Origin of the sequence: Nocardia sp. NPDC004654, from assembly GCF_040609595.1 — a bacterium.
Classification (GTDB): Bacteria; Actinomycetota; Actinomycetes; order Mycobacteriales; family Mycobacteriaceae; genus Nocardia.
In genome coordinates this window covers 371328-397374 of the sequence record NZ_JBEXKI010000001.1, presented here as the reverse complement: position 1 = coordinate 397374, position 26047 = coordinate 371328, and the positions used below count along the sequence as shown (strand labels likewise).

Below are 26047 nucleotides of genomic sequence, written 5' to 3'. Positions count from 1 at the left end.
TCACCCGCACCGACAAGCGCAGCCCGGTGTATTCACATGCCGACGAAGTCGATGATCGGAGCGGGGTAGTCGACATCCGCGCGCCACGGCAGATGAATCCGCGGCCCCTCCAGGTGCGCGAGTTCGGGTATCCAACGCCGGACGTAATCGCCGTCGGGGTCGTAGCGCTTGGCTTGGCGCAGCGGGTTGAGCACGCGGTTCGGCCTGGTGTCGGTGCCGGTGCCCGCCACCCACTGCCAGTTGAGCTGGTTGTTGGCGAGGTCGGCGTCGACGAGCCAGTGCAAGAAGTGGGCCGCGCCGATTCGCCAATGCACCCGAAGGGATTTGGCGAGGAAGCTGGCCGTGATCAGTCGTGCGCGGTTGGGCATCCAGCCCTCGGCGCGCAACTGGCGCATGCCCGCGTCGACGATCGGATAGCCGGTGCGGCCTTCTCGCCAGGCCTCGACCGCGCGCGGATCGTCGCGCCATTGGATCTGCCGCGCGCGGTAGTCGTGCCAGGCGGCCTCGGGCCGGGCGGCGAGGTGCTGGTGGTGGAAGTCGCGCCAGGCCAGCTGCCTGGCGAAGGCGTGACCGCCCTCGGCCGACATGTCGACCCGGTGCACCACCTCGGTGGGGGACAGGCAGCCGAAGTGCAGATAGGGCGAGAGGTGGGAGGTCGCGTCGGCGGCCAGATCGTCGCCGAGCTTCGCGTAGTCGGCGAGCGGACCGGAAAGCCAGTCGCGCAGCAGTTTCCGGCCCGTCGTCTCGCCGCCGACGGTCAAGTGCGGCGAGGATTCGCCCGAACACAGGTCGTCGGGCTTCGGCAGCGGGTCACCCGATATTCGCGGCAGGGTCAGGGCGCGTGGTTTGCCGAGTGGCTTGCGCCGTTGCGCTTCCGTCCACCGCCGGAAGTAGGGGGTGAAGACCGCGAAGTGGTCGCGACCGGTGGACGGCACGAGCAGTTCCGGGTCGGCCGCCGTGATCGTGGCGGTGTGCTCGTCGACCCGACAGTCACGCTCCCGCAGCCGTTCTCGCAATCGCAGTGCTCGCGAGCGGCTGTATCCACTCACATCCTCGGCGAGATGCACGCTGGCGGCGCCCGTTTCGGCGACCACGCGGTCGACCTCGTCCACCACGTCACCGCGGCGCAGCACGAGTCGCCCGCCGAGCGCGCGGAGTTCGTCGTCGAGTTCGGCGAGGGCGGCGGCGAGGAAGCGGGCGCGGTTGGGCGGGCAGCGGTCCGGCACCAGGTCGCGGTCGACGACGAACAGCGGCACCACCGCGTCGCCCGCCCGGTGCGCCGCGGTGAGCACGGGATTGTCGTGCACCCGCAGGTCGCGGGTGAACAGCGCCACCGAGGTCGTCATCGATCGGCTCCGTGCGGCCGCCAGGGGAAGCGACGCGACCGATGCGGGCCCCACGAGGGTCGCGCCGCGCGGGCACGGGCGGCTCTTCCGTACCGGCGCGAACGCGACCCTCGCGGAGTCCGCACGCTGTCGAGGTTCACGTAGTGCACAGCGGTCCGATCGTGGACATTCCGCCAGTCGTCGGCGAGGTGAGATACAGGCAGGAGTCCTGGCCCGCCGCGACGATCGCCGCACGCACGTCCGACCAGGACTGTGGATCCAATGCGGGTTCGCGGGCGAGCACGAAGCCTGAGGTGCGGTTGGGGTCGGTCACCAGCGCCCACGAGTAGTCCGGGCCGAGCGCGGTGACGATGTAGTTCGTCGGGCCGTCCAGTTGATCCTGGGTGAGAACGCCGGGAAAGCTGACGTGCAGCTGCGCGCCCGTCACCCGGTCGTTCACCCGCGCGGTGCCGCGGATCTCGTTGACGGTGCCGGTCCAAGTGATGCAGCGGTTGTGCACGGAGATGTCGCCGCGCGCGTCCAGCGCGTAGTCGGCAGTGGTGTCGCGGGCGCAGGCCAGGTTGAAGTACTGCGGTATCGCGGCGAGCTGGCGCCACTGGCCGAGGTAGCGATCCAGATCCAAGTTCGGCACCGGGGCGGGCGGTTCGGCCGTCGCGGTACCGGCGGCGACGCTCGCCGCCGCGACGACAGCGGTCGCGAGACGCGCACACCATCGTGTTGTCCGGTGCGAGTCCATGGGACCTCCTCGGGTCGGCGACTCTCGCCATGATATCAGTCAACGATGCATAAACGATGCAGAATTTTCGCCGGACACACTCCGAATCCGGGCGTCCGTGCGGAACCGGATGGACTCGACCGGGCAGAATGAGACGATGCCCGCCGGTTCCGCCTCCGCTCCCGACGCGGCCGGTTACACGGTGCGCGCGGTGGCCGAGCGTCTCGGCATTCCGACGGCGACCCTGCGCAGCTGGAACCGCCGCTACGAGATCGGGCCCGCGCAGGATCGGCCCGGCCGTCACCGCCTCTACACCGAATCCGACATCGCGCTGCTGGAACGGATGCTCGAGCTGATCCGCGGTGGCGCCAGCCCGGCGGGCGCCGCCGCGACAGCACGCGGGCCCGTGCTGGCGCTCGGCGATCGGACCGCGCTGCTCGCCGCCGCGTTCGCCCTGGAGACCGGCACGGTCACCGCCCTGGTCGAATCGCACGTTCGCGCCTACGGCGTCGTCGACACCTGGGAACGCCTGTGCCGTCCCGCTTTTGCCGAGATCGTCGATCGGCAGGGCAGTGGCGAGGGGTGCGTCGATGTCGAACACCTGCTCTCCTGGTGTGTCGCGGCCGCCATGCAACGAACGAATCCGCCCACTGGGCCCGCGGGCACCGTGCTCGCCTGCACGAGCGGTGAAACACATTCGCTGCCGCTCGACGTGCTGCGTGCCGCGCTGGCCGAACGCGGCGTCGGCGCGCGGATGCTCGGCCCCGATGTTCCGACCGCGGCATTGGTGGACGCGCTTGCGAGGCAGCGGGATCCGGCTGCGGTCCTGCTCTGGTCGCAGCGCGAATCCACGGCGTTGACGTCGGCCGTTCGCGCCTGCCTCGGGGCGGGGGCTCGGGTGTTCCTCGGCGGGCCCGGATGGGACGACGTGATCCTGCCGGCGGCCGCCGTGCAGGTGGAGAGTCTGGCGGACGCCGTCGACCGGCTGCGCTGAATTTCTCGGCGCCCGAACGGATGCCGTCGCTTCGCGGGAAGGTCCGGCCGTGGCACCGCCGGTGGACGCGTCGCGGTGGGTTCTCAGCCGCTGTCCTGTGCGCCGAGCGAGTGTCGCGCCCCAGGTTGTCAGTGCCTCGTCCGGCCGAGCAGGTGACGCAGCGCGGCGTCGAGGCCGGGAGTTCGGAACGTGTGCCCCGCCGCGACCAGCCGGGTCGGCAGCACGCGCTGGCCGGCGGCGGCGAGTTCGCGCGCGCCCTGCTTGCCGAGCAGCAGGGCCGGGCCGAAGTCGGGCACCGGAAGGAGCGCGGGGCGGTGCAGCACGCGGGCCAGCACCTCGGTGTATTCGCTGTTGCGGACCGGGTGCGGCGCAACGGCATTGATCGGTCCCGCGAGGGATTCGTCCCACAGCGCGCGGTGGTAGACATCGACCAGGTCGTCCAGAGCGATCCAGGACAGCCATTGACGGCCGTCTCCGATCCGCCCGCCGAGACCCGCGGTGAACAACGGACGCAGCAGCCGCAGTGTGCCGCCGCTGGGGGACTGCACGATGCCGGTGCGAATTCGGATCGTCCGCACTCCGGCTTTCTCGGCGGGGCGGGTCGCCGCCTCCCAGTTCGCGACCACATCGGCTAGGAAGCCGTCGCCCCAGCTCGCCTCCTCGGTGAGCGTCTCGTCGCCGCGGTCGTAGCCGTAGAAGCCGATGGCGGAGGCGCTGACGAAGGTCGAAAGACCTGATCGCGCGGCGAGTTCGGCCAGCTTGCGCGTCGGTTGGATCCGGCTGTCGGCGATCGCCCGCTTGTGCCCCTCGGTGAACCGTCCCGCGATCGACGCGCCGGCCAGGTGCACCACCGCGTCCACGCCGTCGAGCAGTTCGGGGTCGGGAGCGGCGGGGTCCCACCGGCGTTCGCCGGGCGTGCGGGCCGGATGACGCACCAAGCGCAGGACGCGGTGGCCGCCGGTGCTCAGGAAGGCACACAGCGCGGTGCCGACCAGGCCGGACGCACCTGTCACCGCGACGGTGGCCGGGCCGAAGCCGTGCTCGGCGGCGCGGCGGTGCGCGAGTAGGTCGTCGGCCAGCTGGCGGTATCGGTAGTCGAACATCGGGCGCAGCACGAATTCCGGAATCGGAGTCCGCACTCGATCGATCACCCGGGTGTGCCGGGCGTCGACCTCCTCGAATTCGTGCACGTGCCGCCAGCGCAGCAGCCGCGCGGCGGGCAGCGAGGCGAGTCCCTTCGCGGCGACCGCGTCGACGAAACGTTGCGGCGGGAGATAACCGGCGGGATCGTGCCGCGCCACCCAGCGCAACCCGCCCGGCAAGCCGAGCACGGCGCGCCCGTCGGCCAGCGAATCGGCCTCGGCGAGCGGGGAAACCGGATGCCACGGTGGCGCGAGTCTGGTGAACGCGCCGGGACGCGCGTACCAGGCGAAGACCTCGGATCGGGGCGCGGCGACGACGCTCGAGCACTCGATGGCCATGTCTCGACTGTAGTCGCGCAGGGCTGGGATGAAACGTTTATGCGTCGTTCGACCGGCCGGGTCGCTCGATCGGCAGCGGACCGTGCCTGTCCAGATGCAGATACGTGTAGCCGGTGACGAGGGTGCATACCACCGTCGCCGTGATGAGCATCGCCCAGCCCGCGACCAGCAAGCTCAGCAGACCGCCGAGCAGCGCGCCGAGCCCGAAGGACAGATACAGCAGGAAATAGCCGAGCCAGTCGGCGTAGTCACCGCCGCTGACGTGGCGTTCGATGCCCTGCCCCAGCTTGACCAGCGTCCCGGTGACGTAGCTGAGCGGCACCGAGACCTCGCCGTCCTTGACGAACGAGGTGTTCAGCGCGCCGACGCCGAAGGCGACGAACAGGATGGGGACGAAATCGATCCGGCTGGTGTCTGTCACGGAGTAGAGCGCGATATCGATGATCGAGGCCAGCGCGAGGCACACGGTCGTGAGCAGCGTGGGCCCGTGCGGATGACCCGACCAGTAGTGCCTGCGACACCAAGAGGCAACGACCACGCCGGACAGGAACGCGGTCAGCAGCAGCGCGGCGGCGACGGCCAGATCGGGCTCATCATGGAACGCGCCGAGTACGGCACGCTCGGTGTTGCCGGTCATGAAGGTGACGAAGTAGCCGGCGGTGTGCATGAAGGCCGCCGCGCCGATCATCCCGGCCAGCGCCGCGAGCACCCAGGAGAGCCGGGCCTCGGCGTCGAAGAGTTCCCTTCTCCGTCTCTCGTCCGGCTGTTTCACAGGTCAGGCTCCTCACGCGGCGGATGCGACCCAATCAGTGATACCCGCGCGCCCTGAGAATCAGCTGACCAGATGCTGGGTGTGTCCGGTTGTTTGCCGAGCTCACATCCGCGCTGTGCTGTCGGTGTCGTCACTGCGGCTGTGTTGTCTGTGCCGCCGCCCCGGCGGTGCTGTTGGTGCCGTCACCGGCTTGTGTTGCTGGTGCCGTCACCGGCTTATGTTGCTGGTGCCGTCACCGCGACGGTGTTGTCTGTGCCGTCACCGGTTGTGTTGTCGAAGCCGTCACCCGGCTGCGCCGACATCCGGCTGGGGGATCGACCCTCGGATCACACCGGCACCGCGGCGGCCGCGTCGTACGCGGTGCGCGCCTCGGCGATCTCGCGCTGATGATCCTCGGTCCAGGTGACCAGCGCCTGGATGGTCTCGTGCAGGCTGCCGCCCAGCGGTGTCAGTTCGTAGTCGACCCGCGGCGGCACGACCGGATGCACCGTGCGCCGCACCAGGCCGTCGCGTTCGAGGTGGCGCAGCGTACGGGTCAGCATGCGCTGGCTGACACCGTCGATCTCGCGGCGCAGTTCGGTGAACCGCATGGTGCGTTCCGCGAGGAGGGCGATGGTCAGCAGCGACCACTTGTCGGCGATGCGGTCGAGGATCTGGCGCACATCGCAGTCCTCGCGGGTGTCCCACTGGCGTGCCGTGTAGTCCTCGGTATCTCCGCAGTAACCGGGTGACTCAGAAGTGCCGTCTTCCATAGCTCTCCATGGTGTCCGATGATGCCCTTGGTTACAAGAAGTAACCGACAGTCGCAGCGGGAACCGGAAGGACTTCGGCATGACGCAGAAGGTCGAGGATTTCGACGAGATCGAGACGGAGTTCAACGCCTACGTGGGGCACATCGTGTACGCCACGATGGTGACCGTCGACAGCAAGAACCGGCCGCGCACCCGGGTGCTCATCCCGGTCTGGGAGCGGGTCGACGGGGTTCCGCTCGGCTGGCTCGCCACCTACAAGACGCCGGTCAAGGCGGCGCACATCGCGCGGAACCCGCACGTCAACTTCTCCTACTGGTCGCGCGGCAACAACTCCGTCGCGGTGGACGCGACGGCCGAGTGGGTGGACGATCTCCCGACGCGCCAACGTGTCTGGGACCTGTACGCGCAGACCAGTCCGCCCGGCGCGGGTTATCACCTCGGCCAGTTCTGGCGCGCGCCCGACGATCCGACGCTGCACATCATGCGGTTGGAGCCGTGGCGCATCCAGGTGATTCGCGGCGCCGATCTGCGCAGCCGGATATGGCAGTCCCCGGTCGAGGTCGCCCGGACCGGTTAGGTGGCCTCGGCTCCGGGCGGGCTCCTGGCGAACTTCGTCCGGCAACGCCTATTTTCCGGACCTTCGCCGTGGCCGACTGCGGGTAGAGATCAGCTAGGCCCGAGTCGGTCGGGCACGAGCTCCGCGCGGGTTAGCGTGCAGGAGTGGAATCTGTGCTCGACTATCTCCTGACCGAACCGCCCGGCGCACCGGTCGACTCCGTGACGGCCGCCTGGGCCGGGCACCGCGCGGTCGCGGTCCGTTTCGCGGCACCTGTGGACGCCGCGATCGCGGGCGGTTTCGCGGCCGACCGGCTCGGCTACGCCTTCCTCTCCGGCTACCAGGAGGCGCTGCGCACCCTGTTGCCCGAGTTGCCTGCCGAAGACGCCGTCGCGGTCTCGGCCACCGAGGCGGGCGGCGCGCATCCCTCGGCCATCCGCACCGCGCTGACCGAGCACGACGGCGCGGCGACGATCAGCGGCACCAAGACCTTCACCACGCTGGGCAGTCTGGCGCGCAGGCTCCTGGTCGTCGCCAGCGCGGGCGTCGCCGACGACGGCCGCAACATCCTGCGGGCTGCGCTCGTCGAGACCTCGGCGCCGGGCGTCGCGGTGACGGATCTGCCCGCGCCGCCGTTCGCCCCCGAGATCCCGCACGCCACCGTCACTTTCACCGACGCGCCCGCGACCGTGCTGCCCGGCGACGGCTACACCGATTTCCTCAAGCCGTTCCGCACCATCGAGGACGTGCACGTGCTCGCCGCCGCGCTCGGCTGGCTGGTGCGCGTCGCGCGCGAGTCGTCCTGGCCGCGTCCGGTGCTTCAGCGCCTGCTCGCGCTGGTGGCCGCGGTGCGCGGGTTGGATCTGGACCAGCCCGGGTCGCCCGGCGTGCATGTTGCACTCGGTGGCGTCTTCGAGGAGTTCGGCCGGGTCGTCGACGAGCTCGCGCCGCTCTGGCGGACCGCCGATCCGGTCGCCAGGGACCGCTGGGAGCGGGATCGCCCGCTGTTCGGTACGGCGGGACGGGTGCGGGCGCAGCGGCTGGCAACCGCTTGGCGGGCGGTCGGCTTCGACACCGAGACCACCGGCTGAAGGCGAGAACGGACCTCGTGAAAAGGGTCCGGAAATGGGGAGCGGGCCTCGGCGAAGGGGGGGAGTTAGCCGAGGCCCGCGTAAGGTCGGCCCGGGGGGGAGGGGCCGACGTGACTGATCCTACGCGAAGATTTGTGATTGTGTGCGCATGGGGGTAGCCACTTTCCAAGAAATTTGGCGCGGTGGTACGCGGTGCGATTGCTCGATCACGGCGTCGACCGGTCGCCCGTGCATGTCCTGCGGCAGGTCCGTGACCTGGTGTTTGTCAAAAACGTTGCGGTGCAGCTCATTCCACCACAATTTCGGCGCGGTGGCACGAAAAGCGGTTCCGACCGGAAACATTCCGAGTGGTCGCAGTGTGGCGCGAATCCCTCCACCGGACCGCGAGCGGGCTCGATTCTGCCGGGTTTGTCGCGTGTCGCGGCGGGCTGGGCATGTCGGGCGACGACCGAAATCTGTCGTACCCCGGTGCGAGTATGTGCCGGTGGTCACTCGGACTGGTTCGACCGCCGCCCGCGGCACGGTGCGGAGTGAGTACCGCGCGCGCGGGAAACGGGTAGTCGGCTACGCACGACCCGAGAGGGCCGCGCGCGGGACCATCGAACCGGTCGCATCCCGTTCCGGTACCCCCGAGCACCGACTGGACCGGGATGCGGCCTTTCGCTGTCCGGCCCGAGGCGAGACGTCCCCCAACAAAGGGGATGCGCACAACCGGAGTCAGGACAATACTGACCCCCGTATCGGTCGGTTGTCCGACCCGCTGACAACGCCTCGACGCCCGGATGAGGGGCGTCGAACGCCGTTCGACATCGAGAATTCACCAACGTCAGGAGAATCATGCCCGACGCAATAGTCGCCGAGGGTCTGGTCAAGCGCTACGGCCAGCTGGTCGCCCTCGATGGACTCGACCTGACGGTGCCGGAAGGCACCGTCACCGCGCTACTCGGCCCCAACGGCGCGGGCAAGACCACCGCGGTCCGGGTGCTCACCACCCTGCTCGTTCCCGATGAGGGCCGGGCGACGGTGGCGGGACTCGATGTCCTCCGGAATCCGCAGGCGCTGCGGTCCAGGATCGGTGCGTCGGGCCAGTACGCCGCCGTCGACGAATACCTCACCGGCTTCGAGAACCTCGAGATGGTGGGCAGGCTCTATCACATGGGCGTGCAGCGCAGTAAGGAGCGCGCACGCGAGCTGCTGGAACGCTTCCGGCTCAGCGACGCGGCCGACCGGCCGGTCCGCGGCTACTCCGGCGGCATGCGCCGCAGGCTCGACCTGGCCGGGGCCCTGGTGGCCAATCCGCCGGTGCTGTTCTTGGACGAGCCGACCACCGGCCTGGACCCCCGGGCCAGGCTGGACCTCTGGGACGTCATCGAGGAGCTGGTCGCGGGCGGCACCACGCTGCTGCTCACCACCCAGTACATGGAGGAGGCCGACCGGCTCGCCGACTCGATCGCCGTGATCGACCACGGCAAGGTCATCGCGCGCGGCACCGCCGACGAGCTGAAGACCTTGGTCGGCGGCGATCGCGTCCAATTCACCGTCGACCACGTCGACAAGCTCGCCGTCGCGCAGCAGGCGCTGAAGGGCCTCGCGGACGGGGAGATTCACCTCGAACCCGGCCTGCGCCGGATCACGGTGCCGGTCAGCAACGGCTCCCAGGCGCTCGTCGACGCGATCGGCCTGCTCGCGGCGAGCGACGTGCAGGTGCACGACGTCGGCCTGCGTCGTCCGTCGCTGGACGACGTGTTCCTGACGCTCACCGGGCACGAGGCCGAGGAACTCGTCGGTGGCGATGCCGTGGACAAGCGCGCGGGAGACGTCGCGGCGAACGGCTCCGGCGGAGCGAAAGCCGCCGAACGACTCGAAGCTACGGAAGGAAAGTCCCGATGACCGCGACGACGACAGTTGTGGAGGCACCGCCCCGCATGGGTCTCGGTGAACGCCTCTCCATCGTGGTCAGCGACAGCGTGACCATTGCCAAGCGCAACATCATCAAGATCAAGCGCGTGCCCGACGTGCTGATCTTCTCGACGCTGTCGCCGATCATGTTCGTGCTGCTCTTCGCGTACGTCTTCGGCAACGCGATCCAGGTGCCCGGCATGGAGGGCGGCTACCGCGAGTTCCTGATCGCAGGCATCTTCGCGCAGACCGTGGTGTTCGGTTCCTCGTTCACCGGCGCGGGTCTCGCCGAGGACATGCAGAAGGGCATCATCGACCGGTTCCGCTCGCTGCCGATGGCGTCGTCGGCGGTGCTGGTCGGCCGGACCGTCAGCGACGTGGTGATCAACGTGGTCAGCCTGGTGGTCATGTCGCTGACCGGCCTGGTCGTCGGCTGGCGGATCCGCGGCTCCTTCTTGGACGCGGTGCTCGCGTACGTCCTACTGCTGCTGTTCGCCTACGCGGTGTCCTGGATCATGGCCGTCGTCGGTTTGCTGGTGCGGGCGCCCGAGGTGTTCAACAATGCCAGCTTCATGGTCATGTTCCCGCTGACCTTCCTGGCCAACACGTTCGTGCCGATGGAAAACCTGCCGACCGTGCTGAAGGTGTTCGCCGAATGGAACCCGGTCTCCGCGCTGACACAGGCGACCCGCGAGTTGTTCGGCAACACCAGCCCGATGGTGCCGGTCTCGGACGCCTGGTCGATGCAGCATCCGGTGGCGACCACGCTGATCTGGGTGGTCGTGATCCTGGTGGTGTTCGTGCCGCTGGCCCTGCGCCAGTACAAGCGCGCCGTCAGCCGCTGAACGTGCTCAGCGGTTGTTCTCCGCGCCGGCTCCCGCGACGGGGGTCGGCGCGGAGCCGTTTCGGGAGTAGCCGATGCGCGGCGGCTCCGGCGCTGGCTGCGGCGGCAGCGGTCGTTTGCTGCGGACCAGCCAGGCCACCCCACCCGCCAGCGCGGCGAGACCCCCGGCGATCAGCCGGTTACGAGAACGTGCGGATACGCGTAGACGCCCCAAGCTCATTCGACCACTTTGGCACAGCGGAGTGAACTGCGCAGTAAGTGCCGACCGGTCTGGACGCGCCGCGGGCCGGCCCGGGCAGTGTGCAGGATCGGAGCGCGCGATCGTCAGGCGTGCCTCCGCGTTCGCTCCGGCCATGCGCGGGTGTTCTGCGGACTTCGTCCGGCGGCGCTGTTCTAGCATTGCGGGCGTGACCTCACCGATTCAGACCGCCGGTGTGACGCTCTGTACGAACCACGGCGATATCAAGCTCGCGCTCTTCGGCTATCACGCGCCGAAGACGGTGCGGAACTTCCTCGGGCTGATCGACGGCTCGGCGGCGTACACCACCGAGAACGCGAGCGGGGGCACCTCCGGCCCGTTCTACGACGGCACCGCCTTCCACCGGGTGATCGAGGGCTTCATGATCCAGGGCGGCGATCCCGGCGACACCGGTCGCGGCGGGCCCGGCTACGACATCGCCGCCGAATTCCATCCCGAGCTGCGCTTCGACCGCGGCTACCTGCTGGCCATGGCGAACGTCGGCGCCCGCACCAGCGGCTCGCAGTTCTTCATCACGGTGAGCCCGCAGCCGCACCTGAATCGCAAGTACACGATCTTCGGCGAGGTCGTCGACCCGGATTCGCGCAAGGTCGTCGACGCCATCGCGGCGACGCCGACCGATCGCAACGACCGTCCCAAAGAGCCCGTCCGCATCTCCACCGTCACGATCGATTGAACCGATGAACCCTCAGCCGCCCGCACCGACGTGCGTCCGCCATCCGAATCGTCCGACCGGCCTGGCGTGCACGCGCTGCGGGCGGCCCGCGTGCCCGGACTGCCTGCGCCCCGCCGCGGTCGGGCAGCACTGCGTCGACTGCGTGCGGGAGGCGGGCGCCCAGGTCCGTCCGGTCCGCACGGTCGCGGGCGCACCGGTCGTCGCCTCGACCACCCCGCTCGTGACATACGGGCTGATCGCGTTGAACGTGCTGTTCTACGCGATCACCGCGGTTCAGGCGAGCAGCCTGGCCGACAACTACCGGTCCAGCCTTTTCCTGCGCTGGGCGCTGATTCCACAGCTGGTGGCCGACGGTGAGTGGTTCCGGGTGATCGGCTCGGGCTTCCTGCACTGGGGCCCGCTGCACCTGGCGCTGAACATGTTCGCCCTCTACATCGTCGGCATCCAGCTGGAGCCGTTCCTCGGGCGGACCCGGATGCTCGCCATCTATATGGTCGCGTTGGTCGGCGGTTCGGCGGGCGGGATGCTGCTCGAGCCGGTGAACACGATCGGGGCAGGCGCGTCCGGCGCGGTGTACGGGATGTTCGGCGCGGTCGCGGTGCTGTTGATCCGGCTGCGGATGAACGCCACCCAGATTCTGGTGATCATCGCGATCAACGTGCTGCTCAGCCTCTCGCTGAGCGGGGTCTCGCTGTGGGTGCACCTGGGCGGACTCGTCGCGGGCACGCTGGCAACGATGGGCGTGCTGTTCCTGCCGCAGTGGGTGCGCGCGAAATCGCCTGAGTCCGCACGCACCATCGGGTGGGCCGCCATCGGCGCGGTCGGCGCGGTCTCGGTCGCGCTCATCGGCGTCGCGGCGGCACTGGTGTCCTGAGCCGGTTTTCGGCTCGCTTCACGTGAAACATGGAGCGAATGCCGAGGTATGCCTACTCCGACGGCAAATACGCGATCCGATGCGCGACCAGCGCCTCGAAGACATCCTGCGGCGCGGTGCCCAGGTCCCAACGGCCGAAGATCAACAGCCGCTCCTGGCCCTCGTGCTCGACATCGATCTCGAGCATCGGCGACTTGCGCCCGAGGCGGCGGTAGCTCACCACCCGCGCCTTGACGATCTGCTCGGGCCGGTATTCGGCCGGGCCGAGCAGGCCGCGCACCACCAGGCGCGGATCGGCGCCGGTCTGGATGGACAGGCGCGGCCGCTGGCGGAAACCCAGGCCCGCCAGGGCGAGCAGGCCCGCCGCGGCCAGCCCGATGAGCAGCCGGCTCGCGGCGTCCGCGGCGAAGAACGCCGCACCAGCGAGGATCACACCGCCGATGGCCACCGCGATGAGCGCGGGGGTAGGCGTGGTCCACGCGAGACGCGGTTCCACGGAGGGGGATTCAGGGTTCACGCGGCACTTTCCCCAATCGGTCCTCGAGTTGTCCACAGGGTCATCCACAGGTGTGCATGAATGACACGTCTGTAATCCCGAAGGAGGTGGATCAGCGCCACCGCATGGTCATGATCAGTCCGACGACCATGAGCCCGAAGCCGATCAGGAAGTTCCAGGCGTTGAGGTCGTTCATCCAGCTGATCTGCTCGGCGGCCAGGTAGTAGACCAGCAGCCAGACCAGACCGGCCAGCATGAAGCCGAGCATGATCGTGACGTACCAGACCGGCGACGGGCCCGCCTTCACCTTCACCGGGGTCCGGCTGGCGGGGTTGATCGTGTAGTCGGTCTTCTTGCGGACCTTCGACTTGGGCATGACGTCCTCGTATTCGGCGTGCAGGTCGGTACCGGCGGCTGATTCAGTTGACTCTGTGCCGAGCGACTTCGCCGCGGCCGTTCCGGTGGCAGCGCGGACGGCCCGGGCGAGGCTCGGAAGCCCTCCGGTGTTCCCCCTAGGCTATCCCAACAGGTAATGGATGCGACGGTCTCCCGCGTCGCCACGTAATCTCGAACCATGCGTGTACTGGTCGTCGACAATTACGACAGCTTCGTCTTCAACCTGGTGCAGTACCTGGGCCAGCTGGGAGCCGAGGCCGTCGTCTGGCGCAACGACGATCCGCAACTGGCCGACGTGGATGCCGCTATCGCCGACTACGACGGCATCCTGATCAGCCCCGGTCCCGGCACCCCCGACCGGGCGGGCGCGAGCATCGACCTCGTGCACGCCTGCGCCCGCAGCAGCACGCCGTTGCTCGGCGTCTGCCTTGGGCACCAGGCGATCGGCGAGGCTTTCGGCGCGACCGTCACCCGGGCGCCCGAACTGCTGCACGGCAAGACCAGCTCGGTGTTCCACATCGGCTCGGGCGTGCTGGCCGGTCTGCCCGATCCGTTCACCGCGACCAGGTACCACTCGCTCACCGTGCTCGAGGACACCCTGCCCGAGGACATCGAGGTGCTCGGCCGCACCGAATCCGGGATCGTGATGGCCATGCGGCACCGCACCCTGCCGATCCACGGCGTGCAGTTCCATCCCGAATCAGTCCTTACCCAGGGCGGACACCGGATGCTGGCGAACTGGCTCGAGGTCTGCGGCGAGCGGCCCGCCGAGGGTCTGGTGGAGATGCTCGAGGCGGAGGTCGCGGCACTGGTGTTGCAGTGACCAGGCCGTACGTGCTGCTCTCGGTGGCGGTCAGCCTGGACGGCTACATCGATGACGCCGGTCCCGAGCGGCTGCTGCTCTCGGACGCGGCGGATTTCGATCGGGTCGACCGGGTGCGCGCCGAGTCGGACGCGATCCTGGTCGGTGCCGAGACGTTGCGCCGCGACAATCCCCGGCTGCTGGTCGACAGTGCCGAGCGCCGGGCGGCGCGGGTGGCGGCGGGCAAGCCGGAGTTTCCGCTCAAGGTCACCGTCACCGCGCGCGGCGACCTGGACCGTGAGCTGAACTTCTGGCACCACGGCGGGGCGAAGGTCGTCTACACGACCGATTCCGGCGCGGCGCGGCTCGCCGATCGACTGGTCGGCATCGCCGACGTGGTCGCGCTCGGCGCGGAGCTCGACTTCGGGGCGCTGTTGGACGATCTCGGCCGCCGCGGCATCGGACGTCTGATGGTCGAGGGCGGCACCGGGATGCACACGGCGTTCCTGTCCGCCGATCTGGCCGATGAACTGCACCTGGCCGTCGCGCCGATCGTCGTCGGCGATTCGGCCGCGCCGCGGTTCCTCGCGGACGCTCGATTCCCCGGCGGATCGACCCGCCGCCGGACGCTCGCCGAGGTCGAGCAGGTCGGCGACATGGCGGTGCTGCGCTACCTCCTCCGTCCCGAGAACGGAGCCGGATAGTGAACGGCTGGCCCGACTGTGCCGTCGGCAGACCCTCGTCGGTGCGGGAGTCGCGGCGGGAACGGCGCCGCGTCGTGAGCAGTCGGTCCGCTGGCGCGGCGGCGTCCGGTCGGCAGAACATCGTCGAGGCCGGAGCCGCGGCGTGAACGGCGGCGAGCGGTCCGAGGCCGACCACCGCTTCATGCGCAGGGCCATCGACCTCGCGCGCCAGTGCCCGCCGAGCGACACCGCGTTCTCGGTCGGCGCGGTCGTCGTGGTCGACGGCGCGGAGATCGCGACGGGATACTCGCGGGAGACCGACGAGAAGGTGCACGCCGAGGAATCCGCGCTGAACAAGCTGCCCGCCGACGATCCGCGGCTGGCGCGGGCGACGATCTACAGCACCCTCGAGCCGTGTTCGCAGCGCGCGACGGCGACCAGGCCGCCGTGCACCGATCGCATCCTGCGCGCCGGGATCGGCCGTGTCGTCATCGCCTGGCGGGAGCCGACGACCTTCGTGGTGAACTGTGTCGGGGTGGAGAAGCTACGGCAGCACGGCGTCGAGGTGGTCGAACTGCCGGATCTGGCCGACGAGGCCATGTCGATGAATCGGCACCTGGACCTGTCGTAATCGGGCCGTCGGCGCCGAACGGCCGACTCTTCGAGCGATGTGCGGAACGTTTTCCGTCCGCCGCCCGGAAGTCTGCGGCTCCGGACGACGGGCGTTACTCCGATTCGAGGCGGCTACCGGGTCACGGCCTGCCGTAGACCGCCGTCACGAATTCGCTGAGCTGGTTGTCGTCGAGGTGCCTGGCCAGGTCGGCCTCGCTGATCATGCCGATCAGCCGCTTGTTCTCGATCACCGGCATGCGCTTGATGCGATGGCTCTCCATCTCCTCGAGCACTTCCTCGACATCGGCGTCGGCCGAGACCCACCGCGGGGTCGCCTCGCACAATTCGGCCGCGCGGGTGTTGGCCGGTGCGCGACCCTGGGCCACGCATTTCACGACGATGTCGCGGTCGGTGATGATGCCGCACATCCGTTCGTTCTCGTCCGCGATGACGAGCGATCCGACGCCGAGCTCGGCCATCATGCGCGCCGCCTTGCCGACCGTCTCGTCCTTGGATATCCACTGAGCGCCGGGCTTCATGATGTCCCTGGCAGTGGTCATGGGGCTGCCTCCTGTTCCATGCTGTTGCTGGGTTCGGATGGAGCAGCCCCATTCTCGCGCCGATCACACCGACCGGTCGCCTCTTTCGGATAACGATCGATCGGGCGGCACCGGATCAGGGCGGGCCCAGCACCCCGGTGGTGATGGTGATCGTGCTGGTCTTGGAAATCGACGAACCGGCCGACGGTTGCTGACTGACGATCCGCCCGACGCTGCCGGCGTCGAAGGTGCCGACGGTGTTCTGGTCGATCTGGCTGGTGCTTCCGGTCCAGCCGGCCTGGCGCAGCTTCTCCACCGCCTGCGACGGCGTCAGACCGACCACGGACGGCATGGCGATCTGGTCGCCGCTGGACACCTGGACCGTCACCGTCGAGCCCTTGTCGGCGTTGGTGCCGCCCGCCGGGCTCGTCGCGATGACCTCACCCTTCGGCTTGGAGGACTGCACCTCCTCGATGACGATCTTGAATCCGGCGCTGTCCACCAGGTTCGGCTGGGCCACGCTGATGTCCTGCCCGACCAGACTCGGCACCCGAACCTTCTCCGGGCCCTTGCCGAGCCAGACCACGATCGCCTGGTCCACGTCGACTCGCGCGCCCGCCGCGGGCTCGGTGCCGATCACCTTGTCCAGATCCTGGGCGCTGGACTCCTTGCGCACCACGTTCGGATCCATCCGCAAGCCGAGGGAATTGAGTTCCTGCTCGGCCTGCTGCAAGGTCAGTCCGTCCAACCGCGGCACCGGCACTTGGTCGGGCCCGGTAGAGACCTGCAGGGTGACCGTGCTGCCCTCGTCGATGCGGGAACCGCCGAGCGGCTGGGTCGCGATGACGTTGCCGTCCGCCACCTTGCTGTCCTGCTTCTGCTGGATGGCCACCGTGAAGCCGAGCTTCTCCAGCGCGTCCTGCGCCTGCGCGAGCGACTTGTTCGACAGGTCGGGCACGGTCACCTGATCCGGCTTGCTTCCCGGACCGATCAGCACCCAGAACAGCGCGAACACCACGGCGAGCGCGGCAGCGGCGCCGAATCCGAGATAGGCGGTGCGGCGCGAGCCGCCCGGTTCGGCGGGCTCCTGCTCGGCGGTGTCGTCGTTGCGTTCGACGGTGCGGAAGCTGCGCGGCGCGGGCTCGTTGTTGCCGAAGACGGTGGTGCGATCCTCGTCGGTCATCACCATCGGCGCGCTCGGCTTCTGGCCGCCGAGAACCCGGATCAGGTCCGCGCGCATCTCGGCGGCGGTCTGGTACCGGTTGGCCGGGTTCTTGCTCATCGCCTTGAGCACCACGGAATCCAGCTCGCGTGGCACGCCCGAGTACACGTGCGAGGGAAGCCGAGGGTCCTCGCGCACGTGCTGATAGGCGACGGCGATCGGTGAGTCACCCGTGAAAGGCGGTTCGCCCGTCAGGATCTCGAAGAGCACGCAGCCGACCGAGTACACGTCCGAGCGCGCGTCCACGGTCTCGCCGCGGGCTTGCTCGGGCGAAAGGTATTGCGCGGTACCGATGACGGCCGCGGTCTGGGTCATCGGGTTGGAGCTGTCGGCCAGCGCGCGCGCGATGCCGAAGTCCATCACCTTCACCGCGCCCGCCCGGTTGATCATGATGTTCGCGGGCTTCATGTCGCGGTGCACAATCCCGGCCTTGTGGCTGAAATCCAGTGCGGCGCAGACGTCCGCGATGATCTCCATCGCCCGCCGCGGCGGCAGCGGACCCTTGCCGCGCACGATGTCGCGCAGCGTCTCGCCGTCCACGTACTCCATGACGATGTAGGGCAGCGGACCGCCGTCGACCTCGGCCTCGCCGGTGTCGTAGACCGCGACGATGGCCGGATGGTTCAGCGCGGCGGCGTTCTGCGCCTCACGCTTGAAGCGCAGGTAGAACGTGGGATCGCGAGCCAGATCGGCGCGCAACACCTTGATCGCCACATCCCGGCTCAACCGCAGATCGCGCGCCTTGTGGACCTCCGACATACCGCCGAAGCCGATGATCTCGCCCAGCTCGTAGCGGGAAGAGAGATTCTTCGGGGTCGTCATCGTTGTCCTTGTGAAGGAGTAGCGGGCGCGCTGCGAGTGTTACCGGGGCCCGAAGCACCGGGATTCTCCGGAAATGGTAAGTCGAAAGTCGGGAACAGGGTGCGCGTGGTGGTCGGACTCGTCGTCTTGGTCGTCTTCGTCGTGGTCGGCGCCGTGGTGCTCGGCGGCGCCGTCGTCGTGGGTTCCGGAGTCGTCGTCGGCGGCTCGGTGGTGGTCGGTGACGGCTCGTCGGACGTGACCGGCGGCGGGGGCGGCACGAACCTGGTGGTGGTCTGCGGCACCGTCGTGGTGATCTGCGCGGGCGGTGGGGCCACCGACGAGGGGACCGGGTCGCGCACCGGGTCCGGGTTGGTGTCGCCGCCGAACAGCAGCCAGATCGCCGCGCCGCCGAGCAGCACCGCGCCCGCGCCGAGGCCGGCCAGCGCCTTCTGCATCGTGGTCCAGGGCCTCTTGCCGGGCGGCTCGGCGTTCGATCCGCCCGTGTTCATCATGGTCGCGGGCGCGCTCGCCGCCGCGCCGCCGATGGCAGCGGCCGCGGGCGCGCTGTACCGCACGGTCGCACCGTCGGCCTGACCCGCGGGCAGGATGACGGTCGGGCCGGGCGGCAGTACCCGGGTGGCGCCCGCGGTGAGCGGACCCGCGGCGGAGCCGGCGCTCAGCGGCGGCGGCGGACGGTGACCCGCGCGCACCGCGGCCACCGCGTCGGCGAACTCGCCGCCGGTGGCGTAGCGCATGTTCGGGTCCTTGGCCATCGTGATCTCGATGAGCTCGCGGACGTTGGGCGGCAGATCCTCCGGCATCGGCGGCGGATTCTCGCGCACGTGCTTCATCGCCACGGTGATCGCGCCGTCGCCAGTGAACGGCCGCTGACCGGCCAGCGCCTCGTAACCGACCACGCCGAGCGAGTACACATCGCTCGCGGCGGTCGCGTCCTCGCCGACGGCCTGCTCCGGCGCGATGTACTGCGCGGTGCCCATCACCATGCCGGTCTTGGTCACCGGGCTGGCGTCGACCGCCTTGGCGATGCCGAAGTCGGTGATCTTCACCTGACCGGTCGGCGTCACCAGGATGTTGCCCGGCTTCACGTCCCGGTGCACCACGCCGGCGGCATGGGCGACATCGAGCGCGCGGCCGGTCTGCTCGAGCATGTCGAGGCCCTGGAGCACCGAGAGCCTGCCCATACGGTTGAGCACGGTGTTGAGCGGCTCGCCCTGCACCAGCTCCATGACCAAGTAGGCGGTCTCGCCCGCGCTCGGGTCGTAGGTCTCGCCGTAGTCGTAGATGCCCGCGATGCCGGAGTGGTTCAGCTGCGCGGTGGTCTTGGCCTCCGTGCGGAACCGGTGCCGGAAGGTCGGGTCGGCGGAGAACTCCGCCTTGAGCACCTTCACCGCGACCCGGCGGTCCAGGCGGGTGTCCAGCGCCTCCCACACCTGACCCATGCCGCCGGTGGCGATCAGACGTTGCAGGCGGTAGCGATCGGCGATCAGCGCACCGTTGTTCAGCATCGGGGCCCCCGAACTTCAACTCGTTCGTTCATATCGTTCAGCCCCCCTGCAGACCGGCGTCCAGCACGGCCCTGGCAATGGGTGCGGCCACCGAACCGCCGGTGGCTGCCAGCGCCCGATCTCCGCCGTTCTCCACGATCACCGCGATGGCGATCTTGGGGTTCTGCGCGGGCGCGAAGGCGATGTACCAGGCATGCGGCGGCGTGTTGCGCGGGTTGCTGCCGTGCTCGGCGGTTCCGGTCTTGGACGCGATCGTGTATCGGGACTGGCGTGATCCGACGGTGTTCTCCTCGGAGGCGACCATCAAGGAGGTCAGCTGAGACGCTACCTGGGCGCTCACCGCCTGTCCGACCGAGACCGGCTTCGTCTTGGACAACACGCTCAGATCCGGCCCCTGCGTTTGATCTACCAGGTACGGCTCCATTCGAACGCCGCCGTTGGCGATGGTCGCGGCGATCACCGCGTTGTCCAGGGGGGTGAGCGCCACGTCGCGCTGGCCGATGCTGCTCTGGCCGAGCGCGGCGTTGTCGGAGATGGTGCCGACCGTGCTCTCCGCCACCGGGATCGGGATGCCGCGGTGCGGGCCGATGCCGAACGCGGCGGCCTCGTCCTTCAGGTTCGCGGCGCCCACCTTGATGCCGAGTTCGACGAACGCGGTATTGCAGGACAGCCGGAACGCCTCGGTCAACGAGGCCGTCGGGCCGGACCCGCAGTTCGAGCCGTTGTAGTTCTCCAGGGTGGTGCTCGTTCCTGGCAGGGTGATGTTGGGCGCGGCGGTGAACTGGTCGTCCGGCGTCGCGACGCCGTTGGCGAGTGCGGCCGCGGTGACCACCACCTTGAACGTCGAGCCGGGCGGATAGGTCTGCGAGACGGCCCGGTTCAGCATCGGCTGGTCCGGATCCCGGCTCAGCGACTCCCACGCCCGCGTCGTCGCGGCGCCGTCGTGCCCGGCCAGCAGGTTCGGGTCGTAGCTCGGGGTGGACACCATGGTCAGGATCTTGCCGGTGCTCGGCTCGATGGCCACCACCGAACCGGTGTGGCCCTTGGCGGTGAGCTGCTCGTAGGCGACCTGCTGCATCACCGGGTTCAGAGTGGTCAGCACATTGCCGCCGCGCGGATCGCGGCCGGAGACCAGGTCGATGAGGCGGCGGCCGAACAGCTGGCTGTCCGATCCGTTGAGCACCTGGTCCTCGGAGCGCTCGAGTCCGGCGCTGCCGTACTGGATCGAGTAGAAGCCGGTCGCCGGCGCGTAGGCCTGCGGGTCGGTCGGGTAGGTGCGCAGGTATTTGTAGCGGTCGTCGGTCTCGATCGAGCTGGCCAGCACGGTGCCGCCCGCCGAGATCTGGCCGCGCTGGCGCGAGTACTCGTCGAGCAGCACCCGCGAGTTGCGCGGATCGCTTCGATAGTCGTCGGCCTTGATGACCTGTACATAGGTGGCGTTGGCCAGCAGCGCGACGACCATCACCATCACCGCGACCGCGACCCGCCGGAGGGGAGTGTTCATTCCTGCGGCCTCGATTCCGAGCGGCGCAGCAGCTCGGTCGGTGCGTCCGCGATCGGCGCCGGGTCCTTCTTGCGCGCCGGCGCCGGTGCGCGGGCCGCGTCGGAGACCTTGATCAGCAGCGCGAGCAGCGCGTAGTTGGCCAAGAGCGAGGAACCGCCGTACGACATGAACGGTGTGGTCAGACCGGTCAGCGGGATCAGCTTGGTGACGCCGCCGACCACCACGAACAGCTGGACGGCGATGGTGAACGAGAGCCCGGCCGCCAGCAGCTTGCCGAAGCTGTCGCGCACGGCGAGCGCGGTGCGCAGACCGCGCACCACGAAGACGAGGAAGAGGATCAGCACCGCGGTGAGCCCGATCAGGCCGAGCTCCTCGCCGATGGTGGTGACGATGAAGTCGGTGTTGGCGAACGGCACCTGGTTCGGCCGTCCGCTGCCGAGGCCGGTGCCCGCGAGCCCGCCCGTGGCCAGGCCGAACAGCGACTGCGAGATCTGGTAACCGGTGTTGTGGTAGTCGGCGAACGGGTCGAGCCAGGTGTTGGTGCGCACCCGCACGTGGCTGAACGCCTGGTAGGCGAACACGAACCCGATGACGAGCAGGCTGCCGCCGATGATCAGCCAGCCCACCCGCTCGGTCGCGATGTAGAGCATCACCAACACCGTGCTGAAGATCAGCAGCGAGGTGCCGAGGTCCTTCTCGAAGACGAGCACCGCGATGCACACCACCCAGACCACCAGGATCGGGCCGAGGTCGCGGGCGCGCGGGAACTCCATGCCGAGCATGTGCCGTCCGGCGGTGGTGAACAGATCGCGCTTGGCGACGAGCACCGAGGCGAAGAAGATGATCAGCAGGATCTTGGCGAACTCGCCAGGCTGCACGCTGAAGCCGGGCAGCCGGATCCAGATCTTCGAACCGTTGGTCTCCGAGTACGCGCTGGGCAGCAGCGCCGGAATCATCAGCGCGACCAACCCGACCAGGCCGAGCGTGTAGCTGTAGCGGGCCAGCGTGCGGTAATCGCGCAGCACGATCAGCAGCGTGACGAACACCACCATGCCGAGCGCCGTCCACAGGATCTGCTGGTTGGCGTCGGGGGAGGGGATCGGGTCGGAATTGAATTTCGCGTTCTGCGCCGCGCCGAGATCGAGGCGGTGGATCAGCACCAGTCCGAGACCGTTGAGCAGCGCGACGATCGGCAGCAGCAGCGGATCGGCGAACGGCGCGAACCGGCGCACGGCCAGGTGCGCGATGCCGAACAGGGCGAGGAAGGCGAGGCCGTACTTGGCGATGTCCCAGGTGACCGACTGTTCCTGGCTGGCCTCCACGAGGAACAGCGAGACGGTGGTGATCAGCGCGGCGAACCCGAGCAGAAGCAGTTCGGCGTTGCGTCTGGTGGACGGAGGCGGTGCTGGAGCGAACCCGCCCGGGGGACTCGGGAAGGCCCCCGCGGACGGTGGTGCCGGTGCGGACATCAGTCCGTCACCCGGCAGTTCTCCCCCGAGATCTGGGGGTTCGGCGCCGGGGTCGTCGTCGGCGCCTGCTCCACCTTCGTGGGCGTGTTGACGTCGGTGCCCCTGGTGTCACCCGGGTCGGTGGTCGGTGCGGGGTTCGGCGGCGCGACCGGACCCGGCGCGGGTTCGCCGGGCGGCACGACACCGGGCTGCGGAACGCCGGGCTGCGGCGGCGGGGTCGTTTCCCGCGCCGGGCACGGCGGCAGCAGCTCCTGCTGGGCGAGCAGCCGCATCTGCTCCTCGGCCTTGCCGAGGGAACCGGGCGGCAGGCCCGCGTTGACCTTGTCCCGACCGGTCTGCTCGAGATCGCTGACCCGCAGCTGGCGGCAGCCCGAGGGCAGATCCGATCCGGACTTGACGATGGTCAGGTCCCCGTCGCGGTCGACGCAGCCGACCGTGTCCACGTCGTGGATCGAATACCCGAGCACCGAACCCGGCAGCCCGCGCATGATCACGACCTGGCCGTTGTCCGCGCCCACGTAGTAGTTGTTGCGGATCATCTTGTAGCCGACGAGCAGACCGACGGCGACGGCGACCACCAGCGCGACCGCGAGCAGGATCCAGCGCAGCCGGTGCGACTTGCCCGGCGGCGGCGGTTCCGGCGCGGCGGCCCGGCGCGGCGGTGCGGCGCGCGGCGGACGCATGGCCGCGGCGCGACCCGCGGCGGTGTTCGGCGGCGGGGTGTCCTCGTCCTGTCCGGAGGCCGCTCCCGCCACGATCGGGTGGCTCTGGCCGTAGTCCAGATCGATGACGTCGGCCACGACAACGGTCACGTTGTCGGGACCGCCGCTGCGTAGGGCGAGTTCGATCAGGCGGTCGGCGCACTCGTCGGTGCTGCCCTCGCGCATGGTGTTGGCGATGGTCTCGTCGCTCACCACGTCCGAAAGACCGTCCGAGCACAGCAGGTAGCGGTCGCCCGCGCGGGCCTCGCGCATGATCAGCGTCGGCTCGATCTCGTTGCCGGTGAGGGCGCGCATGATCAGCGAACGTTGCGGGTGGGTGTGCGCCTGCTCGGGCGTGATCCGGCCCTCGTCCACCAGCGACTGGACGAAGGTGTCGTCGCGGGTGATCTGCGCCAGCTCGCCGCCGCGCAACAGGTAGGCGCGCGAATCGCCGATGTGCACCAGCCCGAGCTTCTTGCCCGCGAACAGGATCGCGGTGAGCGTGGTGCCCATGCCGTCGAGCTCGGGCTCCTCCTCGACCTGATCGGCGATGGCGGCGTTGCCCGACCGCGTCGCCGAGTCGAGCTTGCCGAGCAGATCGTCGCCGGGCTCGTCGTCGTCGAGATGCGCCAGCGCGGCGATCATCAACTGCGACGCGACCTCACCCGCCGCGTGCCCGCCCATGCCGTCGGCCAGCGCGAGCAGGCGGGCGCCCGCGTAGACGGAATCTTCGTTGTTGCCTCGGACCAGACCGCGGTCGCTGCGCGCTGCGTAGCGGAGAACGAGTGTCACGATCGGAGCTCGATCACTGTTTTGCCGACACGGACGGGAGTGCCGAGCGGAACCCGCACGGCCGTGGTGACTTTCGCGCGGTCCAGGTAGGTGCCGTTGGTCGAGCCGAGGTCTTCGACGTACCAGTCGTCACCACGCGGGGACAGACGCGCGTGTCGGGTGGAGGCGTAATCATCGGTGAGCACCAGCGTCGAATCGTCCGCACGCCCGATCAGCACCGGTTGGGTGCCGAGTGAGATGCGGGTGCCGGCGAGTGAACCTTGAGTCACCACAAGATATTTGGCGCCCTTCTGGCCTCGGCTGAAGGAAGGCAGCACCGCGGAACCGCGTGCGGCCCTGGGCTGGATCCGTATGCCGGATGCCGCGTAGATGTCGCTGCGCAAGGTCCGAAGTACCGCCCACACGAACAGCCACAACAGCAGCAGGAACCCCGCACGGGTCAACTGCAGGATCAGTCCCTGCACGGCGTTCCACCTCCTGTTCGGCGATAGGTATGTCGGTGCCGTAGGTGCGGTTCGACCCACCCCCACGGCCTGCCGGGCTTGCCGGCCCCGATTTCGGGGCCGTGCGCGTTGGCAGCATCATAGGGCTGTCAGTCGATTCCGATCACGATACGACCGACTAAACCGTGAGAGCCATGTCGTGACCTGCACCGCGAGCTTACGGGATCAGACGATACGGATGAGGATCTCGGAATGCCCGGCGCGGATCACATCACCGTCCGCGAGCTGCCAATCCTGCACCGGGGAGCCGTTGACCAGCGTCCCGTTCGTCGACCCGAGGTCGGACAGCATAGCGGTCTGGCCGTCCCAGCGGACCTCGATGTGGCGGCGCGAGACACCGGTGTCGGGCAGCCGGAAGTGCGCGTCCTGACCGCGGCCGATGATGTTGCTGCCCTCGCGCAGCTGGTACGTGCGGCCGCTGCCGTCGTCGAGCTGGAGCGTGGCCGAATAGCCGGAACCGGCGGCGGCGCCGCCGCTGTACGACGGCGCGGCATAGCCTGCCTGCTGGCCGCTGTAGCCGGACTGTTGCGAGTAGGCCTGGCCGTAGCCCGCCTGCTCCTCCGAACCGTAGCTCTGGTCGGTGTAACCCGGTTCGCCGTAGGCGGGCTCCGCGTAGCCCTGCTGGCCGTAACCCTGCTGGCCGGCGTAGCCCTGCTGGCCGTACCCCTGGTCGGCGTAGCCCTGGTCACCGTAGCCCTGCTGCTGGCCGTAGCCCTGCTGACCGTAACCCTGTTCGCCGTAGCCGCCGCCCTGCTGGCCGTAGCCGGGCTCCTGGTAGCCCTGCGAGCCGTAGCCCTGGTCGCCGAAACCTTGCTGGCCATAGCCGCCGCGCTCGCCGTAGCCCTGCTGCTGGCCGCCGTAACCCTGATCGGCGTACCCGCCCTGCTGGCCGCCGTAACCCTGGCCGCCCTGCTGGTAGTCGTAGCCGTTCTGGTAATCGCCGTACGCCTGCTGCGAATCCGGCGCCTGGTACTCGGAGGCGCCGTAGGGCGCGGCGCCGCGCCCGTACTCGTCGCGGTACGCACCGTTCTGGGGACCACCGGCCCGCCCGCTTGGCGGAGGTGCGTACCCGCGATTGCGTGGATCGGACTCCGCGGGCTCACGGCTCGGGTCGTAGCCAGAGTTCTGCGTCATGGGGCCAGCTCCTGGTTGCGGGGTTGCAGGTCGTTGTGGCGTGGGTTCCGGGCTGTGAGCGGGTGCAGCTCGACGGCCGACGTCCGGATCGACGCGGCCGCTCGCCCTGAACTGTCCGGTGTGCAGCGTAGGTGATGCCTCGAACGCTACGTGTACTTCGCCATAGGTCTGCCACCCTTGATCGCGGATGTAGTCCTGGAGATGCTTGGCGAACGCGCGGGTCGTGAGGTCGTGATCGGCGTCCAGTTGCTGGTGGTCGGAAGAGTTGATGGTGATCACATAGCTGTTCGGAGCCAGCAGGTGACCACCGCCCACGTCTTGGACGTGATCGGCGGCCTCTTGCTGCAGCGCCGCCTCCACCTCCTGGGGCACGACGCTGCCCCCGAAGACCCGGGCGAACACATCACCGACGGCGCCCTGCAGGCGACGCTCGAACCGCGAAACGATGCCCATCTCGGCCTCCCTTCGGTGAGCGTCTTCCTATGTCATTCCCAGCTTCATAACAACGACACACGCGCATGGCGTGTCGTCCGACGAACACGTTCATTGCATGATATCCACGATCCTCCACACCTGTAACTCTTGGAAATCCCAGGAGGTTCCCCTGA

The 26047-nt window shown here is 69.1% G+C and carries 26 protein-coding genes; 10 read left to right on the top strand and 16 right to left on the bottom strand.

Annotated features, from left to right (window positions below):
* Positions 1-32: 32 nt before the first annotated feature.
* Positions 33-1346: a deoxyribodipyrimidine photo-lyase gene (locus tag ABZV58_RS01790; protein ID WP_354998282.1), complete on the bottom strand. Its 1314-nt coding sequence runs from the start codon at positions 1344-1346 to the stop codon at positions 33-35.
* Between the two features lie 136 nt (positions 1347-1482).
* Positions 1483-2082: a lipocalin family protein gene (locus tag ABZV58_RS01785; RefSeq protein WP_354998281.1), complete on the bottom strand. Its 600-nt coding sequence runs from the start codon at positions 2080-2082 to the stop codon at positions 1483-1485.
* A gap of 136 nt (positions 2083-2218) precedes the next feature.
* Between ABZV58_RS01785 and ABZV58_RS01780 the strand changes: the two genes are divergently transcribed.
* Positions 2219-3055, top strand: coding sequence for a MerR family transcriptional regulator (locus ABZV58_RS01780; protein WP_354998280.1), 837 nt, complete (start codon positions 2219-2221; stop codon positions 3053-3055).
* Positions 3056-3183: 128 nt separating this feature from the next.
* Here ABZV58_RS01780 and ABZV58_RS01775 read toward each other — a convergent pair whose 3' ends face one another.
* The 3 genes from ABZV58_RS01775 to ABZV58_RS01765 all read right to left on the bottom strand — a co-directional run bounded on the left by ABZV58_RS01775 (position 3184) and on the right by ABZV58_RS01765 (position 6060).
* Positions 3184-4536, bottom strand: a complete 1353-nt coding sequence (locus ABZV58_RS01775; protein WP_354998279.1) for a TIGR01777 family oxidoreductase — start codon at positions 4534-4536, stop codon at positions 3184-3186.
* 37 nt (positions 4537-4573) lie between these two features.
* A complete protein-coding gene (locus ABZV58_RS01770; RefSeq protein WP_354998278.1) occupies positions 4574-5308 on the bottom strand; it encodes a YoaK family protein in 735 nt (244 codons plus the stop codon).
* 326 nt (positions 5309-5634) lie between these two features.
* On the bottom strand, positions 5635-6060 hold the full coding sequence (locus tag ABZV58_RS01765; RefSeq protein ID WP_354998277.1) for a helix-turn-helix domain-containing protein: 426 nt from the start codon (positions 6058-6060) through the stop codon (positions 5635-5637).
* 79 nt (positions 6061-6139) lie between these two features.
* Between ABZV58_RS01765 and ABZV58_RS01760 the strand changes: the two genes are divergently transcribed.
* The 4 genes from ABZV58_RS01760 (at position 6140) to ABZV58_RS01745 (ending at position 10451) form a co-directional block, all read left to right on the top strand.
* Positions 6140-6637, top strand: a complete 498-nt coding sequence (locus ABZV58_RS01760) for a pyridoxamine 5'-phosphate oxidase family protein (RefSeq protein ID WP_354998276.1) — start codon at positions 6140-6142, stop codon at positions 6635-6637.
* A gap of 143 nt (positions 6638-6780) precedes the next feature.
* Positions 6781-7707: an acyl-CoA dehydrogenase family protein gene (locus tag ABZV58_RS01755; protein ID WP_354998275.1), complete on the top strand. Its 927-nt coding sequence runs from the start codon at positions 6781-6783 to the stop codon at positions 7705-7707.
* A gap of 837 nt (positions 7708-8544) precedes the next feature.
* Entirely contained in the window at positions 8545-9597 is a 1053-nt protein-coding gene (locus ABZV58_RS01750; RefSeq protein WP_354998274.1) for an ATP-binding cassette domain-containing protein, read from the top strand.
* Positions 9598-9632: 35 nt separating this feature from the next.
* The gene (locus tag ABZV58_RS01745; protein WP_354998996.1) at positions 9633-10451 is read left to right on the top strand and encodes an ABC transporter permease; all 819 of its coding nucleotides are present in this window, start codon (positions 9633-9635) and stop codon (positions 10449-10451) included.
* A gap of 6 nt (positions 10452-10457) precedes the next feature.
* Here the strand turns inward: ABZV58_RS01745 and ABZV58_RS01740 are convergent, their stop codons facing one another.
* A complete protein-coding gene (locus ABZV58_RS01740; protein WP_354998273.1) occupies positions 10458-10670 on the bottom strand; it encodes a hypothetical protein in 213 nt (70 codons plus the stop codon).
* Positions 10671-10857: 187 nt separating this feature from the next.
* Here ABZV58_RS01740 and ABZV58_RS01735 point away from each other — a divergent pair, with 187 nt between their 5' ends.
* Both ABZV58_RS01735 and ABZV58_RS01730 read left to right on the top strand, forming a co-directional pair.
* Positions 10858-11385: a peptidylprolyl isomerase gene (locus ABZV58_RS01735; protein WP_354998272.1), complete on the top strand. Its 528-nt coding sequence runs from the start codon at positions 10858-10860 to the stop codon at positions 11383-11385.
* A 4-nt stretch (positions 11386-11389) separates the two neighbouring features.
* Positions 11390-12259, top strand: a complete 870-nt coding sequence (locus ABZV58_RS01730; RefSeq protein WP_354998271.1) for a rhomboid family intramembrane serine protease — start codon at positions 11390-11392, stop codon at positions 12257-12259.
* A gap of 52 nt (positions 12260-12311) precedes the next feature.
* Here ABZV58_RS01730 and ABZV58_RS01725 read toward each other — a convergent pair whose 3' ends face one another.
* The gene (locus tag ABZV58_RS01725) at positions 12312-12776 is read right to left on the bottom strand and encodes a PH domain-containing protein (protein ID WP_354998270.1); all 465 of its coding nucleotides are present in this window, start codon (positions 12774-12776) and stop codon (positions 12312-12314) included.
* A gap of 91 nt (positions 12777-12867) precedes the next feature.
* Positions 12868-13131, bottom strand: coding sequence for a cell division protein CrgA (gene crgA, locus ABZV58_RS01720; protein ID WP_067786371.1), 264 nt, complete (start codon positions 13129-13131; stop codon positions 12868-12870).
* Positions 13132-13329: 198 nt separating this feature from the next.
* Between crgA and ABZV58_RS01715 the strand changes: the two genes are divergently transcribed.
* From ABZV58_RS01715 to ABZV58_RS01705, 3 genes are all read left to right on the top strand, one after another.
* The gene (locus ABZV58_RS01715; RefSeq protein ID WP_354998269.1) at positions 13330-13974 is read left to right on the top strand and encodes an aminodeoxychorismate/anthranilate synthase component II; all 645 of its coding nucleotides are present in this window, start codon (positions 13330-13332) and stop codon (positions 13972-13974) included.
* Complete coding sequence (locus ABZV58_RS01710) at positions 13971-14657, top strand: RibD family protein (RefSeq protein WP_354998268.1); 687 nt, start codon at positions 13971-13973, stop codon at positions 14655-14657. Before ABZV58_RS01715 ends, ABZV58_RS01710 begins: the two co-directional genes overlap by 4 nt.
* A 142-nt stretch (positions 14658-14799) precedes the next feature.
* A complete protein-coding gene (locus tag ABZV58_RS01705) occupies positions 14800-15267 on the top strand; it encodes a deaminase (protein WP_354998267.1) in 468 nt (155 codons plus the stop codon).
* Between the two features lie 121 nt (positions 15268-15388).
* Here the strand turns inward: ABZV58_RS01705 and ABZV58_RS01700 are convergent, their stop codons facing one another.
* The 8 genes from ABZV58_RS01700 to ABZV58_RS01665 form a co-directional block, all read right to left on the bottom strand.
* Entirely contained in the window at positions 15389-15808 is a 420-nt protein-coding gene (locus ABZV58_RS01700; RefSeq protein WP_354998266.1) for a CBS domain-containing protein, read from the bottom strand.
* Positions 15809-15923: 115 nt separating this feature from the next.
* The gene (gene pknB / locus ABZV58_RS01695) at positions 15924-17831 is read right to left on the bottom strand and encodes a Stk1 family PASTA domain-containing Ser/Thr kinase (protein WP_354998265.1); all 1908 of its coding nucleotides are present in this window, start codon (positions 17829-17831) and stop codon (positions 15924-15926) included.
* A complete protein-coding gene (locus ABZV58_RS01690; protein WP_354998264.1) occupies positions 17828-19336 on the bottom strand; it encodes a protein kinase in 1509 nt (502 codons plus the stop codon). The genes pknB and ABZV58_RS01690 overlap by 4 nt, the downstream gene beginning before the upstream one ends.
* A gap of 37 nt (positions 19337-19373) precedes the next feature.
* Entirely contained in the window at positions 19374-20840 is a 1467-nt protein-coding gene (locus ABZV58_RS01685) for a penicillin-binding protein 2 (protein ID WP_354998263.1), read from the bottom strand.
* Positions 20837-22309: an FtsW/RodA/SpoVE family cell cycle protein gene (locus ABZV58_RS01680; RefSeq protein WP_354998262.1), complete on the bottom strand. Its 1473-nt coding sequence runs from the start codon at positions 22307-22309 to the stop codon at positions 20837-20839. Before ABZV58_RS01680 ends, ABZV58_RS01685 begins: the two co-directional genes overlap by 4 nt.
* Entirely contained in the window at positions 22309-23802 is a 1494-nt protein-coding gene (locus ABZV58_RS01675; protein WP_354998261.1) for a PP2C family serine/threonine-protein phosphatase, read from the bottom strand. The genes ABZV58_RS01680 and ABZV58_RS01675 overlap by 1 nt, the downstream gene beginning before the upstream one ends.
* The gene (locus ABZV58_RS01670; protein ID WP_067786390.1) at positions 23799-24266 is read right to left on the bottom strand and encodes an FHA domain-containing protein; all 468 of its coding nucleotides are present in this window, start codon (positions 24264-24266) and stop codon (positions 23799-23801) included. Before ABZV58_RS01670 ends, ABZV58_RS01675 begins: the two co-directional genes overlap by 4 nt.
* A gap of 204 nt (positions 24267-24470) precedes the next feature.
* Positions 24471-25892: an FhaA domain-containing protein gene (locus ABZV58_RS01665; protein ID WP_354998260.1), complete on the bottom strand. Its 1422-nt coding sequence runs from the start codon at positions 25890-25892 to the stop codon at positions 24471-24473.
* Between the last annotated feature and the right edge of the window lie 155 nt (positions 25893-26047).